At 72.4% G+C, this 12,656-nt stretch carries 14 protein-coding genes and 1 pseudogene; 14 read left to right on the top strand and 1 reads right to left on the bottom strand.

Features of this window, described 5'->3' with window-relative positions; translation table 11 throughout:
- Positions 1–31: 31 nt before the first annotated feature.
- The 7 genes from OCJ37_RS04510 (at position 32) to OCJ37_RS04480 (ending at position 5,688) form a co-directional block, all read left to right on the top strand.
- A complete protein-coding gene (locus OCJ37_RS04510; RefSeq protein ID WP_263112501.1) occupies positions 32–796 on the top strand; it encodes a Slam-dependent surface lipoprotein in 765 nt (254 codons plus the stop codon).
- 164 nt (positions 797–960) lie between these two features.
- Positions 961–2,394, top strand: a complete 1,434-nt coding sequence (locus OCJ37_RS04505; protein ID WP_263112500.1) for a surface lipoprotein assembly modifier — start codon at positions 961–963, stop codon at positions 2,392–2,394.
- A 73-nt stretch (positions 2,395–2,467) separates the two neighbouring features.
- Positions 2,468–3,073, top strand: coding sequence for a biliverdin-producing heme oxygenase (locus tag OCJ37_RS04500; RefSeq protein ID WP_263112499.1), 606 nt, complete (start codon positions 2,468–2,470; stop codon positions 3,071–3,073).
- A gap of 25 nt (positions 3,074–3,098) precedes the next feature.
- Positions 3,099–3,494: a YbaN family protein gene (locus OCJ37_RS04495; protein WP_263112498.1), complete on the top strand. Its 396-nt coding sequence runs from the start codon at positions 3,099–3,101 to the stop codon at positions 3,492–3,494.
- Between the two features lie 277 nt (positions 3,495–3,771).
- On the top strand, positions 3,772–4,521 hold the full coding sequence (exbB, locus tag OCJ37_RS04490) for a tonB-system energizer ExbB (RefSeq protein WP_263112497.1): 750 nt from the start codon (positions 3,772–3,774) through the stop codon (positions 4,519–4,521).
- Positions 4,522–4,531: 10 nt separating this feature from the next.
- Positions 4,532–4,957 (top strand): TonB system transport protein ExbD, encoded by a 426-nt coding sequence (exbD, locus tag OCJ37_RS04485; protein WP_263112496.1) that lies wholly within the window; start codon positions 4,532–4,534, stop codon positions 4,955–4,957.
- Positions 4,954–5,688 carry an energy transducer TonB gene (locus tag OCJ37_RS04480; RefSeq protein ID WP_263112495.1) on the top strand — a complete coding sequence of 245 codons (735 nt, stop codon included), beginning with the start codon at positions 4,954–4,956 and terminating at the stop codon, positions 5,686–5,688. Before exbD ends, OCJ37_RS04480 begins: the two co-directional genes overlap by 4 nt.
- Positions 5,689–5,734: 46 nt before the next feature.
- Here OCJ37_RS04480 and OCJ37_RS04475 read toward each other — a convergent pair whose 3' ends face one another.
- On the bottom strand, positions 5,735–6,598 hold the full coding sequence (locus OCJ37_RS04475) for a YicC/YloC family endoribonuclease (protein WP_263112494.1): 864 nt from the start codon (positions 6,596–6,598) through the stop codon (positions 5,735–5,737).
- Between the two features lie 99 nt (positions 6,599–6,697).
- Between OCJ37_RS04475 and rph the strand changes: the two genes are divergently transcribed.
- From rph to OCJ37_RS04440, 7 genes and pseudogenes are all read left to right on the top strand, one after another.
- Positions 6,698–7,423 (top strand): ribonuclease PH, encoded by a 726-nt coding sequence (gene rph, locus OCJ37_RS04470; protein WP_046981340.1) that lies wholly within the window; start codon positions 6,698–6,700, stop codon positions 7,421–7,423.
- A complete protein-coding gene (locus OCJ37_RS04465; protein ID WP_263112493.1) occupies positions 7,420–7,812 on the top strand; it encodes a VOC family protein in 393 nt (130 codons plus the stop codon). The genes rph and OCJ37_RS04465 overlap by 4 nt, the downstream gene beginning before the upstream one ends.
- Positions 7,809–8,402, top strand: a complete 594-nt coding sequence (gene rdgB / locus OCJ37_RS04460; RefSeq protein WP_263112492.1) for an RdgB/HAM1 family non-canonical purine NTP pyrophosphatase — start codon at positions 7,809–7,811, stop codon at positions 8,400–8,402. The genes OCJ37_RS04465 and rdgB overlap by 4 nt, the downstream gene beginning before the upstream one ends.
- A 63-nt stretch (positions 8,403–8,465) precedes the next feature.
- The gene (gene hemW / locus OCJ37_RS04455; protein WP_263112491.1) at positions 8,466–9,623 is read left to right on the top strand and encodes a radical SAM family heme chaperone HemW; all 1,158 of its coding nucleotides are present in this window, start codon (positions 8,466–8,468) and stop codon (positions 9,621–9,623) included.
- 85 nt (positions 9,624–9,708) lie between these two features.
- Positions 9,709–10,455: pseudogene (locus OCJ37_RS04450) on the top strand (DUF1631 family protein); the annotation flags it as partial.
- A gap of 68 nt (positions 10,456–10,523) precedes the next feature.
- The gene (locus OCJ37_RS04445) at positions 10,524–12,224 is read left to right on the top strand and encodes a DUF1631 domain-containing protein (RefSeq protein WP_263112490.1); all 1,701 of its coding nucleotides are present in this window, start codon (positions 10,524–10,526) and stop codon (positions 12,222–12,224) included.
- A complete protein-coding gene (locus OCJ37_RS04440) occupies positions 12,221–12,562 on the top strand; it encodes a PilZ domain-containing protein (RefSeq protein WP_263112489.1) in 342 nt (113 codons plus the stop codon). Before OCJ37_RS04445 ends, OCJ37_RS04440 begins: the two co-directional genes overlap by 4 nt.
- Positions 12,563–12,656 lie beyond the last annotated feature (94 nt).

The following is a 12,656-nucleotide window of genomic DNA, read 5'->3' as shown; positions in this document are numbered from 1 at the left end:
TCGTTCCAATCCAACCATAGGGATACATCGCATGAACACGAAAAACACACGCATCGCCGCCGTCCTGGGCCTGGCCGTGGCCGGCATGCTGGGCAGCGCGCACGCCGCTCCGTTCGTCGGCAAATCGAGCAACGAGGCCTACGTCAAGGTCGGCGAATCCACGGTCAACGGCGGGCCGCACCAGGCCGGATTCGCCGGCATCGCGGTGAACTCGACCGGGCTGAACAATCCGGTGGATTTCAAGGGGCTGGCCACCTACGGCGGCGTCGGCTCGGTGAAGGTGCTGAACTTCCCCTACAGCGGCGCGCCGAGCAGCCACGACAACCTGGGCGTGTTCGCCTTCGCCCAGGTGGGCAGCCAGGACGTGTGGTTCGGCGAGTGGTACTCGCGCAAGGACACCACCGACGGGCTGGGCACGCACACGGTGTACTTCATCGGCGACAAGCCCGATAGCAGCGTCCCGACCTCGGGCACGGCCAGCTACAGCGTGGTCGGCCTCAACAACTACAGCGCCGGCAACCAGCTGACCGGCACCTTCAGCGCCAACTTCGGCACCGCCAGGCTGACCGGCTCGATCCAGAACGGCGCCGGCTTCGCGGTCAACATCGGCACGGCCACCATCAACGGCAACGCCAGCATCTCCGGCAGCAACGCCACGGCGCGGCAGTCGGGCACCCTGGTGGCGTCCAACGGCGCGGTCTCCGGCCAGTTCTACGCCAACCAGACCGCGCTGGCGGGCATCGCCGATTTCGCCGGCGTCGCCTACGACACCGCGTTCGGCGGCGCCAAGCAGTAACCGCAAGCGCTTCCCCGGCTCGCGTTCCTCCGAGCCACTTCACGCAGGACAAGCCAAGGCCAAGCCAGTCCTGCTTCCCTCATTTCCACGGCGCATCGATGCATTCCATTCCTTCTGCGCGGCGGCGTCCGCGCACCACGGCGTTCCTGCTGGGATGCATGGCCATGGCCGTTTGCGCCTGCGTGCCGGCGCAGTCGCAGGACGACATGCGGCGCATGCTGGACCAACGCAGCCAGGGCCAGGCGGCCGAGCGCGAGCGCGCGCTGCTCAAGGACGAAGCGGACGCCGAGCGACCGACCATCAGCGTCGACGGCAAGTCCTACATCGTCGCGCACACCGCCAACGACGTCGGCCGCGCGCTGTACCTGTCGCTGCAGAACCGGCAATGGCCGGCGGTGCAGCGTTTCCTGCAGGAATACCTGACCCTGGCCGATCGCGATCCGCTGCTGATCCACTACGCGCAGGGCGCGGTGGCGCGCAACGGCGGCCGCTACCGCGAGGCCGAACGCGAGTACCGGGCAGTGCTGGCGCTGCGACCGGACTTCCTGCCGGGCCGGCTGGAACTGGCGCGGGTACTGTTCGAGGACCAGCAGGATCGCGAGGCCGAGCAGGCGTTCGCGGCGATCGAGGCCTCGATCGATGCCAGCGATCCCAAGACCGAGGGCGTGCGCGGCAGCGTCGCCAGCTTCCGTCGGGCCCTGGCCGGGCGCCGCGGCTGGAACGGCGCGTTCGCGCTGGGACCGGCATGGAGCGACAACGTCAATCGCACCTCGGCCAGCTCGGTCTGCCTGCTGCTGATGGACGGACGCTGCTTCTTCAGCCGCAGCACGCCCGACGCGATCGGCGCCGCCGGCTACGACTACGATGCCAGCGTCGACCGGCGCCTGCCGCTGCGCGGGCACCACGGGCTGTACCTGCGCTCGCTGCTGTTCGGCCAGGGCTACCGCGACAACGGCGCCTACAACGAACTGACCTCGACCAGCCAGGCCGGCTACAGCTATCGCAGCGGACGGCACACGCTGGCGCTGGCGCCCTCGTTCGAATACTACGCACTGGGCAACGACGCGCTGTACGGAGCCTGGGGCGCGCATGCGGAATGGAGCTGGACGCTCTCGCCGCGCGCGCTGCTCAAGCTGGAAGGCGACTGGAAGGACGTGCGCTATCGCCGCGGCGACTACGCCGGCAGCTACGACGGAGTGGTGCGCAGCGCGTACGCCACCTATTTCCGCAGTCTCGGCACGCGCTGGACCGTCTTCGCCGGCGCCGACCTGACCGACAGCGCCGCCACGCAACCGGTGGAGTCCTTCCTGCAGAAGGGCGTTCGCCTGGGCGGCTCGCTGCAGTGGCCGAATGGCTTCAGCGGCACGCTGTTCGCTTCCTACCGACGCCGCGACTACGGCGCCTTCAGCGCCGTGCTCGGTGCGCGGCGCGACGACGCCGAGCAGGGCTACAGCCTGGTCCTGCGCGCGCCGCGCCTGGCCGTCGCCGGCTTCGTGCCGCTGCTGGCGCTGCGCCGCAGCCATGTCCGCAGCAACGTCGACTGGCTGTACAGCTACGACAGGAACACGGTCAGTCTGAAGCTGGAGCGGACGCTGTGACCCAAGTGTCGTTGCGATCGGCGCCCGTGCCAAGCGCGCCGCCTTCCTTCCCTTTCGCCATCGAGCCTGCGCCATGAACCAGACCCTCGTCGACGCCACCCGCAGCCAGCGCCTGAAGGCCGCCACCCACGCCGCGCACGCGCGCCTGGACCAACGCATCATGGCCGCGCAGCCGTTCGCATCGCGCGCCAACTACACGCGCTTCGTGCAGGCGCAGTACTGCTTCCACTGCGACATGGAGAGCGTGTACCGCAACCCGGTGCTGGCCAGCGTGGTGCCCGAACTGGCGCAGCGGCGGCGCCTGCCGCAGATGGTGGCCGACCTGGCCGACCTGGGCGTGGCGGTCCCCGCCATGCGCCCGGCGCCGGCGCCGGACGGCCGCTACTACGAAAAGCAGGTCAACGCGCTGGGCTGGCTGTACGTGGCCGAAGGGTCCAGCCTGGGCGCGGCGATCCTGGCCAAGCTGGCCGCCAAACTGGGACTGCACGAGCAGTTCGGTGCGCGCCATCTCGCCGGCCATCCCGACGGGCGCGCGCGGCATTGGCGCCAGTTCACCGCCGCGCTCGACAGCGTGCCGCTGGATCCGGCGCAGGAGCAGGCGGTGATCGATGCGGCGTGCGCCGCGTTCGATCGTGTGTACGCCCATGTCGACGCCTATCTTGCCGATGGCGCGCGATGAGGCCGTGCCGCGAGGAGTTCCGGCGATGGCGCTGAGCCGCGGCGCGTGGCGCTGCCTGGGCCTGCTGATGCTTGCGCTGGGCCTGATCGGCGCGGTGCTGCCGGTGATGCCGACCACGATCTTCCTGATCCTGGCGGCGTGGTGCTTCTCGCGCTCCTCGCCGCGCCTGGAGGCATGGCTGCTGCAGCATCCCCGCTACGGCGCCGCCTTGCGGCTGTGGCGCGAACAGGGCGCGATCACGCGCCGCGGCAAGTGCTTCGCCGGCGCCGGCATGGGCATGGGCTACGCGCTGTTCTGGTGCGGCGCGCATCCGGGCTGGAAGCTGGCGGTGGGCGTGGGCCTGTTCTTCGCCGGCAGCGCCGCCTACGTGCTGTCGCGTCCGGCACCGCGCCACGCCGCCGATGCGCAGGGAGCGCCGTGATGACGGGCGGGATCCGCGCGCGGCGGCGCGGCGCCGGGTTGGACGCTGCCTCGGCACGCCTGACGGCGCCGTGGCTGGCACGGCAGGTGCCCAGCGCGCACGCCGGCCGATGCTGCGGCACCTGCATGCCGCCGCGCGCGACGCGGCCGCGCGACCGCGGCATCGGCCTGGTCCCGGGTGCTGGTCCTGCCTGCAATCGGCCGGCCTGCTGCCGGGCGCGCCGCCCGCCCGCGCCATGACGCAAACACACACTTCCGCCCTCGTTCCGATCCGCTGGATGACGCCCATGCATGCCGACATCGCCCCGCCCTCCGTGCTGCCGCCCGACCTGGGGCCCTGGCAGATGTTCCTGCACGCCGACGTGGTGGTGCAGGCGGTGATGGTCGGCCTGGCCATCGCCTCGGTCGCCACTTGGACGGTGCTGGTGGCCAAGAGCTGGGAACTGGCGCGGCTCGGGCAGGCGCTGCAGGCCGCGCGCACGGCGCTGTCGCAAGCGCAGGACCTGGCCGATGCCGAGCGCCGCCCGCCGCTGGCGGCGCCTGCGGCGCAGCTGCTGCTGCACGAGGCCCGCGCCGAACTGCAGCTTTCCAGCGGCCTGGAGGACACGGGCGGGATCAAGGAACGGCTGGCCTCGCGCCTGGAACGGATCGAACTGGGCCATGCGCGACAACTGCGCAAGGGCACCGGCCTGCTCGCCACGATCGGCGCCACCGCGCCGTTCGTCGGCCTGTTCGGCACCGTGTGGGGCATCATGAACAGCTTCGTCGGCATCGCCCGGGCCAACACCACCAACCTGGCGGTGGTCGCGCCCGGCATCGCCGAGGCATTGCTCGCGACCGCGCTGGGCCTGGTCGCCGCGATTCCGGCGGTGGTGGTCTACAACCATTTCGCGCGCACGCTGGGCGGCCTGCGCCAGCAACTGGGCGATCTGTCGGCCGGCGTGCAGCAGCTGGTGTCGCGCGACCTGGACCGCGATCGGGCATCCAGGCCCGCGTCGCAAGGCGCGCCCCTGGCCGGCATGCGGTGAGGCCACCGGCATGGCGATCCGCACCGACCGAGACGACGACGATGCGCTGGACGAGAACCACGCGATCAACGTCACCCCACTGATCGACGTGATGCTGGTGCTGCTGATCGTCTTCATGGTCGCCGCGCCGCTGGCCACGGTGCAGGTGCCGGTGGAACTGCCCGCCAGCACCGCGGCGCCGCAGCCCAGGGACCGCGACCCGGTCTACCTGACCCTGGGCAAGGACCTGAGCCTGCGCCTCGGCGACACCCGGATCGAGCGCGATGCGCTGCAGCCGGCGCTGGACCGGCTGACCCAAGGCGACCGCGCGCAGCGCATCTTCCTGCGCGCCGACCGCGCGGTGGCCTACGGCGAGCTGATGCGGACGATGGACGCGCTGCGCGACGCGGGCTACTTGAAGGTCGCGCTGGTCGGGCTGGAGCCGGCCGATCGATGAGCGCGGGGCCGCAGGCGCGGGCGCTGCGCCGCTGGCTGCTCAGCCTGGGTGGCGTGCTGGCGGCGCATGCGGCGCTCCTCGCCGCGCTGCTGTGCTGGCCGGCGCGCGATCGGGCGCCGCCGCCCGTCGCTCCGGCGCAGGCGCTCATGCTGGAGCTGGCGCCGGCCCCGACCGCGCCGCCGGCGCCACCGACCGATCTGCCGCCGGGCCCGCCGCGGCAGGAGCAGCGCCAGGCCCCGCGCGTGCGCGCGCCGCTGCCGGCGCCCCCGCTGCCGCAACCGCTGCATGCCGACCCGGAAGCACCGCAGCCGTCGGCGCCGGCGCAGGAGCAACCGCAAGCGGCCAGCACCGCGCAGGCCAGCGCCCCGCCCAGCGTGGCGGCGCCGCCGGCCAGCCGCTATGCCGCGGCGCAGTCGCTCTCCGGCGCGGCGCAACAGCTGCGCGCCACCTGGCAGGCGCAGGTGCTGGGCCATCTGCAGCGCTACAAGCGCTACCCGCGGCCGGCGCAACGGCGCAGGCAGGAAGGCGTGGTACAGGTCCAGTTCGCGGTGGACCGGCACGGCCATGCCAGCGCGATCCGCATCGTCCAGGGCAGCGGCCACGACGCGCTGGACAGCGAGACGCTGGCGACGGTGCAGCGCGCCAGCCCGTTGCCGGCGCCGCCGCCGGAGATCGAAGGCGACCCGGTACAGGTGGTGGTGCCGGTGGACTTCTTTCTGCGCGACCGCTGACGCGGCCGCGCCGGTTCGATCGCGCCGCACCGAAGTGCGCGGAGCGCTACTCCAGGTTCTGCACCTGCTCGCGGATCTGGTCGATCAGCACCTTCAGCTCCACCGCCGCGTTGGAGGTGCGGCTGTCCACCGACTTGGAACCCAGGGTGTTGGCCTCGCGGTTGAATTCCTGCAACAGGAAATCCAGGCGCCGGCCGGCCGGCTCGGGCTGGCGCAACACGCGGCGGATCTCCTTGATGTGGCTGCCGAGCCGGTCCAGTTCCTCGTCCACGTCGAGCTTCTGCAGCCACAGCACCAGTTCCTGCTCGGCGCGGCCGGGATCGACCGGATGCGGCAGGTCGGCCAGGCGCGCGGCCAGCTTGGCGCGCTGGCCTTCGCGGATGGCCGGGATCAGTTCCTTCACCTCGCCGGCGATGCGCTCCACCGCGTCGACCCGCTCGACGATGGCCGCGGCCAGCTTGCCGCCCTCGCGCTCGCGCGCGGCGACGAACTCGGCCACCACGTCGTCCAGCAGATCCAGCGCCTGCGCCTGCAGCGCGGCCGGGTCCACCGCCTGCCCCTGCAGCACGCCGGGCAGTTGCAGCAGGTCGGCGAACTGCACCTGCAGCTGCGGGAAGCGCGCGCCGAGCCGCTGCGCGAGCACCGCCAGCTGCTCGACCAGCGGCTCGTTCACCGCCAGCGACTGCGCATTGGCCTCGGGCGCGCGCAGGCGCAGCATCAGGTCCAGCTTGCCGCGGCTGATCCGCGCGGCCAGGCGTTCGCGCAACTGCGGCTCCAGCGCGCGCAGTTCCTCCGGCAGGCGCACGCCCACTTCCAGGAAGCGGTGGTTGACCGAGCGCAGTTCGCAGCCCAGCGTGCCCCAGGGAGTGATGCGCTCGGCGCCGGCGAAGGCGGTCATGCTGCGGATCATGCGGTGTTCCGGTGCGTGCAAAGCGCGAATGGTACCCTAGCGCCCCACCGGCCCGGCCCCACGCCGCGCCCGGCCCCACGCCACCTCCGGATCGATCCCATGTCCTTTTCCCGTCCCAGTGGCCGCACGGCCGATCAGCTGCGCCCGGTGCGCATCGAACGCGCCTTCACCCGCCACGCCGAAGGCTCGGTGCTGGTCAGCTTCGGCGACACCCGCGTGCTGTGCACCGCCAGCGTCGAGAACCGCGTGCCGGGCTTCCTGCGCGGCAAGGGCGAAGGCTGGGTCACCGCCGAGTACGGCATGCTGCCGCGCGCCACCCATTCGCGCTCCGACCGCGAGGCCGCGCGCGGCAAGCAGGGCGGGCGCACGCTGGAGATCCAGCGCCTGATCGGCCGCGCGCTGCGCGCCTGCGTGGACCGCAACGCGCTCGGCGAGCGCACCATCACCCTGGACTGCGACGTGCTGCAGGCCGATGGCGGCACCCGCACCGCGGCGATCACCGGTGCCTACGTGGCGCTGATGGACGCGGTGAACTGGCTGCAGAAGCGCGGCGACCTGAAGAAGCCGGTGGTGCTGGGCGCGGTCGCCGCGGTCTCGGTCGGCGTCTACCGCGGCACCCCGGTGCTGGACCTGGACTACGCCGAGGACAGCGACTGCGACACCGACATGAACGTGGTGATGAACGACGGCGGCGGCTTCATCGAGATCCAGGGCACCGCCGAGGGCCATGCGTTCCGCCGCGACGAGCTCGACGCGCTGCTGGCGCTGGCCGAGACCGGCATCGGCCAGCTGCTGGCCGCCCAGCGCGAGGCGCTGGCACGGTGAAGCGGCGGATCGCACTGACCACGCTGGTCGTGGCCGACTACGACGCGGCGATCGCCTGGTACACCGGCAAGCTCGGCTTCGCCCTGCTGCAGGACGTGGCGCTCGGCGACGGCAAGCGCTGGGTGGTGGTCGGCCCGGGCGGCAGCGACGATGCCGCGCTGCTGCTGGCCGAACCCGGCGACGCCGCCCAGCGTGCGCGGATCGGCGACCAGACCGGCGGGCGCGTGGACCATTTCCTGTACACCGACGACTTCGCCCGCGACCACGCCGCGATGCTGGCGCAGGGCGTGGAGTTCCTCGAACCCCCGCGCGCGGAACCCTACGGCACGGTGGCGGTGTTCCGCGACCTGTACGGCACCAAGTGGGACCTGCTGGAACCCAAGCAATGAAGACACTGGTCCTGGCCAGCGGCAACGCCGGCAAGCTGGAAGAACTGCATGCGCTGCTCGACGGCAGTGGCATCGAACTGGTCGCGCAATCCGCGCTCGGCGTGCGCGACGCCGACGAGACCGGGCTGACCTTCATCGAGAACGCGCTGCTGAAGGCGCGCCACGCCGCGCAGCTCACCGGCCTGCCGGCGCTGGCCGACGACTCGGGCATCTGCGTGGACGCGCTGCGCGGCGCGCCCGGCCTGTATTCGGCGCGCTACGCCGGCGAACACGGCAACGCCGCGGCCAACATCGACAAGCTGCTGCACGAACTGCGCGACGTCCCCGACGCGCAGCGCAGCGCGCACTTCCACTGCGTGCTGGTGCTGCTGCGGCACGCAGAAGACCCGCAGCCGCTGCTGGTGCAAGGCAGCTGGCACGGGCGCATCCTGCACGCGCGCGCCGGCGACGGCGGCCACGGCTACGACCCGGTGTTCTTCGATCCCGAACACGGCCAGAGCGCGGCGCAGATGCCGCTGGCGCTGAAGAACCGGATCAGCCACCGCGGCCAGGCGCTGGCGCTGCTGAAGCGGCAACTGGCCTCGCTGTAACAACGGCCGGTAGCCGGCGCGCCCCGCCGCTGCCGCGCCGGCCCTTCGCCCTACACTGCCCGCATGCCGCCGCTGATCCCGCCCCCGCTGTCGCTGTACGTGCATCTGCCCTGGTGCGTGCGCAAATGCCCGTACTGCGATTTCAATTCGCACGCGGCCAAGGGCGCGCTGCCGTTCGACGCCTACGTGGACGCACTGGTCCGCGACCTGGACCAGGACCTGCCGCTGGTCTGGGGCCGCACCGTGCAGACCGTGTTCTTCGGCGGCGGCACCCCCAGCCTGTTCCCGGCCGAGGCGATCGACCGCTTCCTGCAGGCGGCCAGCGCGCGCCTGCGCTTCGCGCCGAACCTGGAAATCACCCTGGAGACCAACCCGGGCACCGCCGAGCACGGCCGCTTCGACCGCTACCTGGCGGCCGGGGTCAACCGGCTCAGCTTCGGCATCCAGAGCTTCGACGACGCCGCGCTGCAGCGCCTGGGCCGGATCCACGACAGCGCCGACGCCGAGCGCGCGGTCAAGCTGGCGCAGGACGCCGGCTACGCCAACCTCAACCTGGACCTGATGTACGCGCTGCCGCAGCAGACCCTGGCCGGGGCCGAGGCCGACATCGCCCGCGCGCTGGCCCTGCAGCCGACCCATATCAGCCACTACCAGCTGACCCTGGAACCGAACACCGTGTTCGCCGCGCGGCCGCCGCAGGGCATCCCCGAGGACGACGACGCCTGGGACATGCAGGAGCGCTGCCAGGCGCTGCTGGCCGCCGCCGGCTACGCCCAGTACGAAGTGAGCGCCTACGCGCGCGACGGCTACCAGTGCGCGCACAACCTCAACTACTGGAAGTTCGGCGACTACCTGGGCATCGGCGCCGGCGCCCACGGCAAGATCAGCTCCGGCGCCGAGCAGAGCATCCTGCGCCGCTGGAAGACCAAGCATCCGCAGGCGTTCCTGGCCGCCGCCGGCACCCCGGCGGCGATCGGCGGCGACGAGTGGATCGCGGCCGAGCGGCGCCCGTTCGAATACATGCTCAATGCGCTGCGCCTGAACCAGGGCTTCGCGCTGCGCGACTTCGCCGCACGCACCGGCCTGGCGGCGGAGACGATCGCGCCGGCGCTGGCCCAGGCGCAGGCCCGGGACTGGTTGCGGGTGGACGCCGGGTACGCCGTCCCCACCGAGCTGGGGCGGCGCTTCACCAACGACGTGGTCGCGCTGTTCCTGGCCTGACAACACCGCGCCGCCCGCCGGCGTGGTTGCGCCGCCGGAAACGTGCTACATACCGGACCCGGAAAAAGTAAACGGCGATCACAGGATGTCATTGTCTGCTACCCCGTCGGCCAGCCCCGCCACGCTCGCTGGCGCCGCCCTGCCCACGCGCGTGCGCGACATCCTGGATTCGCTGAAAGCCTTGCTATGGCAGGATCTGGACGCGCCGCTTGAGTCGACCCTGGCCGATCTGGAGCGCGAACTGTTCGACCAGGCCGAGCGCGCGCGCAACAGCCACCTGCAACAGAACGTCTACCAGGAACTGCAGGGCCTGCGCGCGCGCCGCGAACGCTTCGCGCCGTTCTTCAAGGCGCGGCTGGAAGCGGCGCTGGCCACGCTGCGGCTGCCGCCGTCCCCCGCCGGCCCGCGCCGGCAGGAGAAGGCCAACGCGGCGATGCAGATGCTGACCCTGGTCGCCGACGTGGACATCGACCGCGACATCGTGCTGCACGAGATCGCCCGCCGCGAGGCGGCGCGTGCCAGCACCCCGCTGCAACTGCTCGGCCAGCGCTTCGGCGTGCTCGCCGCGCGGCCGGCGTTCGAGGCCGAACACGTGCCGCTGGGCCCGCACCTGCTGTGCCGGATCCTGCGCGAGGCCGGCGAGGAACTGCAGCTGGGGCTGGACGCGCAACTGACCCTGTACCGCGCCTTCGAACGCCAGGTGCTGGCGCGCTACGGCGAATTCGTGGAACGCGCCAACGTGCTGCTGACCCATGCCGGGGTGCTGCCCGGGCTGGTCTACCTGCCGTACGTGGCGCGACCGGCGGCGGAACCGGCGGCCGGCGCACGCGGCACGCCGCGGCCGTCCCCCGCCGCCGCCCGCCCGGCCACCGCCTGGTCGGGACAGGCCGCGCCCACGGGGTGGCCCGAAGCGCGTCCCGGCCATGCGGGCGCCGGGCCCGGCACGCCGGCCGCACCGCGCCTGTCGCCCGCAGCGGCGCCGCAGCAGCCCCCGTGCCCGCCGCCGCGACTGCGGCCCGTGCACCGGCCGCGCAGGCGGCCGACAGCGCGCCGACCGACCTGGCCACGCTGCGCCAGTTGCTCGCCATCGCACGCGGCCGTGCGGCGGCACCGGGGCACGCCGGCGCGGCCCACGCCGCATCGGCCGCCGCCCTGCCCGGCGCGACCGCCGCGGCGACGGCACCCGGCGCGGGCGGTCCCGCCATGCCGGCCGCGCCGCGCGCCGTCGCGGCGAACGGCGCGCCCGCGACATCGGCCAGCGCCCGTCCGCCCGCCGTGCCGACCACCTCGCTGCTGCAGGCGCTGGGCGAACTGCAGGCGCAGCCGCCCGCGCACAGCGCGCAGGCCGGACTGCGCGGACGCCGCCAGGTGCGCGACGTGCAGGCGGCGCTGCTGGCGGCGCTGCGCGCCGAGCATGGCCCGCAGGTCGCGCTGGCGCCGCAGGATACCGACACCTTCGAACTGCTCGGCCTGCTCTACGCCGAGGTCGAGCGCGAAGTGCGCAGCGAGGCGCCGGCCAGCGCGCTGCTGGAACGCCTGCAGGTACCGCTGGCGCGCGCGGCGCTGCAGGATCCGGCGTTCTTCGTGCGCAGCCAGCATCCAGCGCGCGAACTGCTCAACGCGGTCGCCGAATCCGGCGCCACCTGGCTCAGCGAGGAGGACACCGATCCGCAGCTGCTGGTGAAGCTGAACCAGACCGTGGACCGGGTGGTCGAGGACTACGAAGGCGACGAACAGGTCTTCGAACAGGCCCACCAGGACATCCAGGCGCAATACCGCGCGCTGGCGCACAAGGCCGAGATCGCCGAGCGCCGGCATATCGAGGCCGCGCGCGGCAAGGAACGGCTGGAGGTGGCCAAGCAACTGGTCAGCGCCACGCTGGAAGCGCTGTGCCGCACCTGGCAGCCGCCCAAGTTCGTGCAGGCGCTGCTGAAACAGGCCTGGTCCGACGTGCTGACCCTGACCCTGCTGCGCCAGGGCGAGGACTCGGACGCTTGGCGCGAGCGCCAGCAGCTGACCCAGTGCATCGCCGAGATCACCTGCCGCGACAGCGGCGGCGCCTCCGATCCGGACTTGGCCGACGAGGTGCGCGAGGCCTTGCTGCAGGTGGGCTACCACCAGGACGAAGCCGCCGCGATCGCGCGGCGCCTGTCCACCCCGGGCGGCGGCGACGAACTGACCTCGCGCACCGAACTCAGCGCCAGGCTGAAATCGCGCACCCGCTTGGGCGACCAGGGCGAGGACGAGCGTCCCGTGCTGGCGCCGCGCAACGACACCGAACAGGCCGCGTATGCGCGGCTGCGCAGCCTGCCGTTCGGCACCTGGTTCGAATTCGTCACCAACCAGCAGGGCGACCTGAAACGGCAGCGCCTGTCCTGGTACAGCCCGGTCACCGATCGCGCGCTGTTCGTCAACCAGCGCGGGCACAAGACCGCCGAGCACTCGCTGGATGCGCTGTCGCGGCTGCTGGCGCAGGGCCAGGCGCGGATCGTCACCGAAGACCGTGCGCGGCTGATCGACCGCGCCTGGCAGGCCACCGTCCGCGCGCTGCGCAACCTGGCCGGGGCGCCCGCGCCCAACGGCCCCCTGGAGGACGCATGATCGCCGAAGCCCGCCGCTCGCCGCGCCGGCAGGTCCCGGACATGGTGCCGGTGCTGGACGTGATGGAAGGCGCCGTGATCGGCCGCCTCGGCAACCTGTCCGAGAGCGGCATGCTGCTGCTGGCGTCCGCCCCGCTGCACGAGGACGCGCTGTACCAGTTGCGCTTCGCGATGCCGCAGCTCGGCGACGACACGCAGATCGACGTCGGCGTGCACCTGCTGTGGAGCGAACGCTCGCACGCGCCGGGCCAGGCCTGGGCCGGCTTCCGCTTCCTGACCATCTCGCCGGCGCATCGCGAACTGCTGCGGCAGTGGATCAATGCGGGGCCGGCCGGGTAAAGCACTTTCGCCAGCAGCATGTCTGTGGGAGCGACTTCAGTCGCGACGGGCATTACCGGTAAAGCCGATCGCGACTGAAGTCGCTCCCACACGA

This window comes from Xanthomonas sp. AM6 (assembly GCF_025665335.1).
Taxonomy (GTDB): domain Bacteria; phylum Pseudomonadota; class Gammaproteobacteria; order Xanthomonadales; family Xanthomonadaceae; genus Xanthomonas_A.
The sequence above is the reverse complement of the archived record's forward strand: the minus strand, read 5'-3'. Positions and strand labels throughout refer to the sequence as shown.

Coding starts and splice junctions, on each gene's coding strand:
- exbD (WP_263112496.1), top strand. CDS start 4,532: ATGGCGATCCGCACCGACCGAGACGACGACGATGCGCTGGACGAGAAC.
- OCJ37_RS04510 (WP_263112501.1), top strand. CDS start 32: ATGAACACGAAAAACACACGCATCGCCGCCGTCCTGGGCCTGGCCGTG.
- OCJ37_RS04500 (WP_263112499.1), top strand. CDS start 2,468: ATGAACCAGACCCTCGTCGACGCCACCCGCAGCCAGCGCCTGAAGGCC.
- rdgB (WP_263112492.1), top strand. CDS start 7,809: ATGAAGACACTGGTCCTGGCCAGCGGCAACGCCGGCAAGCTGGAAGAA.
- OCJ37_RS04475 (WP_263112494.1), bottom strand. CDS start 6,598: ATGATCCGCAGCATGACCGCCTTCGCCGGCGCCGAGCGCATCACTCCC.
- exbB (WP_263112497.1), top strand. CDS start 3,772: ATGACGCCCATGCATGCCGACATCGCCCCGCCCTCCGTGCTGCCGCCC.
- OCJ37_RS04505 (WP_263112500.1), top strand. CDS start 961: ATGGCCGTTTGCGCCTGCGTGCCGGCGCAGTCGCAGGACGACATGCGG.
- OCJ37_RS04440 (WP_263112489.1), top strand. CDS start 12,221: ATGATCGCCGAAGCCCGCCGCTCGCCGCGCCGGCAGGTCCCGGACATG.
- hemW (WP_263112491.1), top strand. CDS start 8,466: ATGCCGCCGCTGATCCCGCCCCCGCTGTCGCTGTACGTGCATCTGCCC.
- OCJ37_RS04495 (WP_263112498.1), top strand. CDS start 3,099: ATGGCGCTGAGCCGCGGCGCGTGGCGCTGCCTGGGCCTGCTGATGCTT.
- rph (WP_046981340.1), top strand. CDS start 6,698: ATGTCCTTTTCCCGTCCCAGTGGCCGCACGGCCGATCAGCTGCGCCCG.
- OCJ37_RS04480 (WP_263112495.1), top strand. CDS start 4,954: ATGAGCGCGGGGCCGCAGGCGCGGGCGCTGCGCCGCTGGCTGCTCAGC.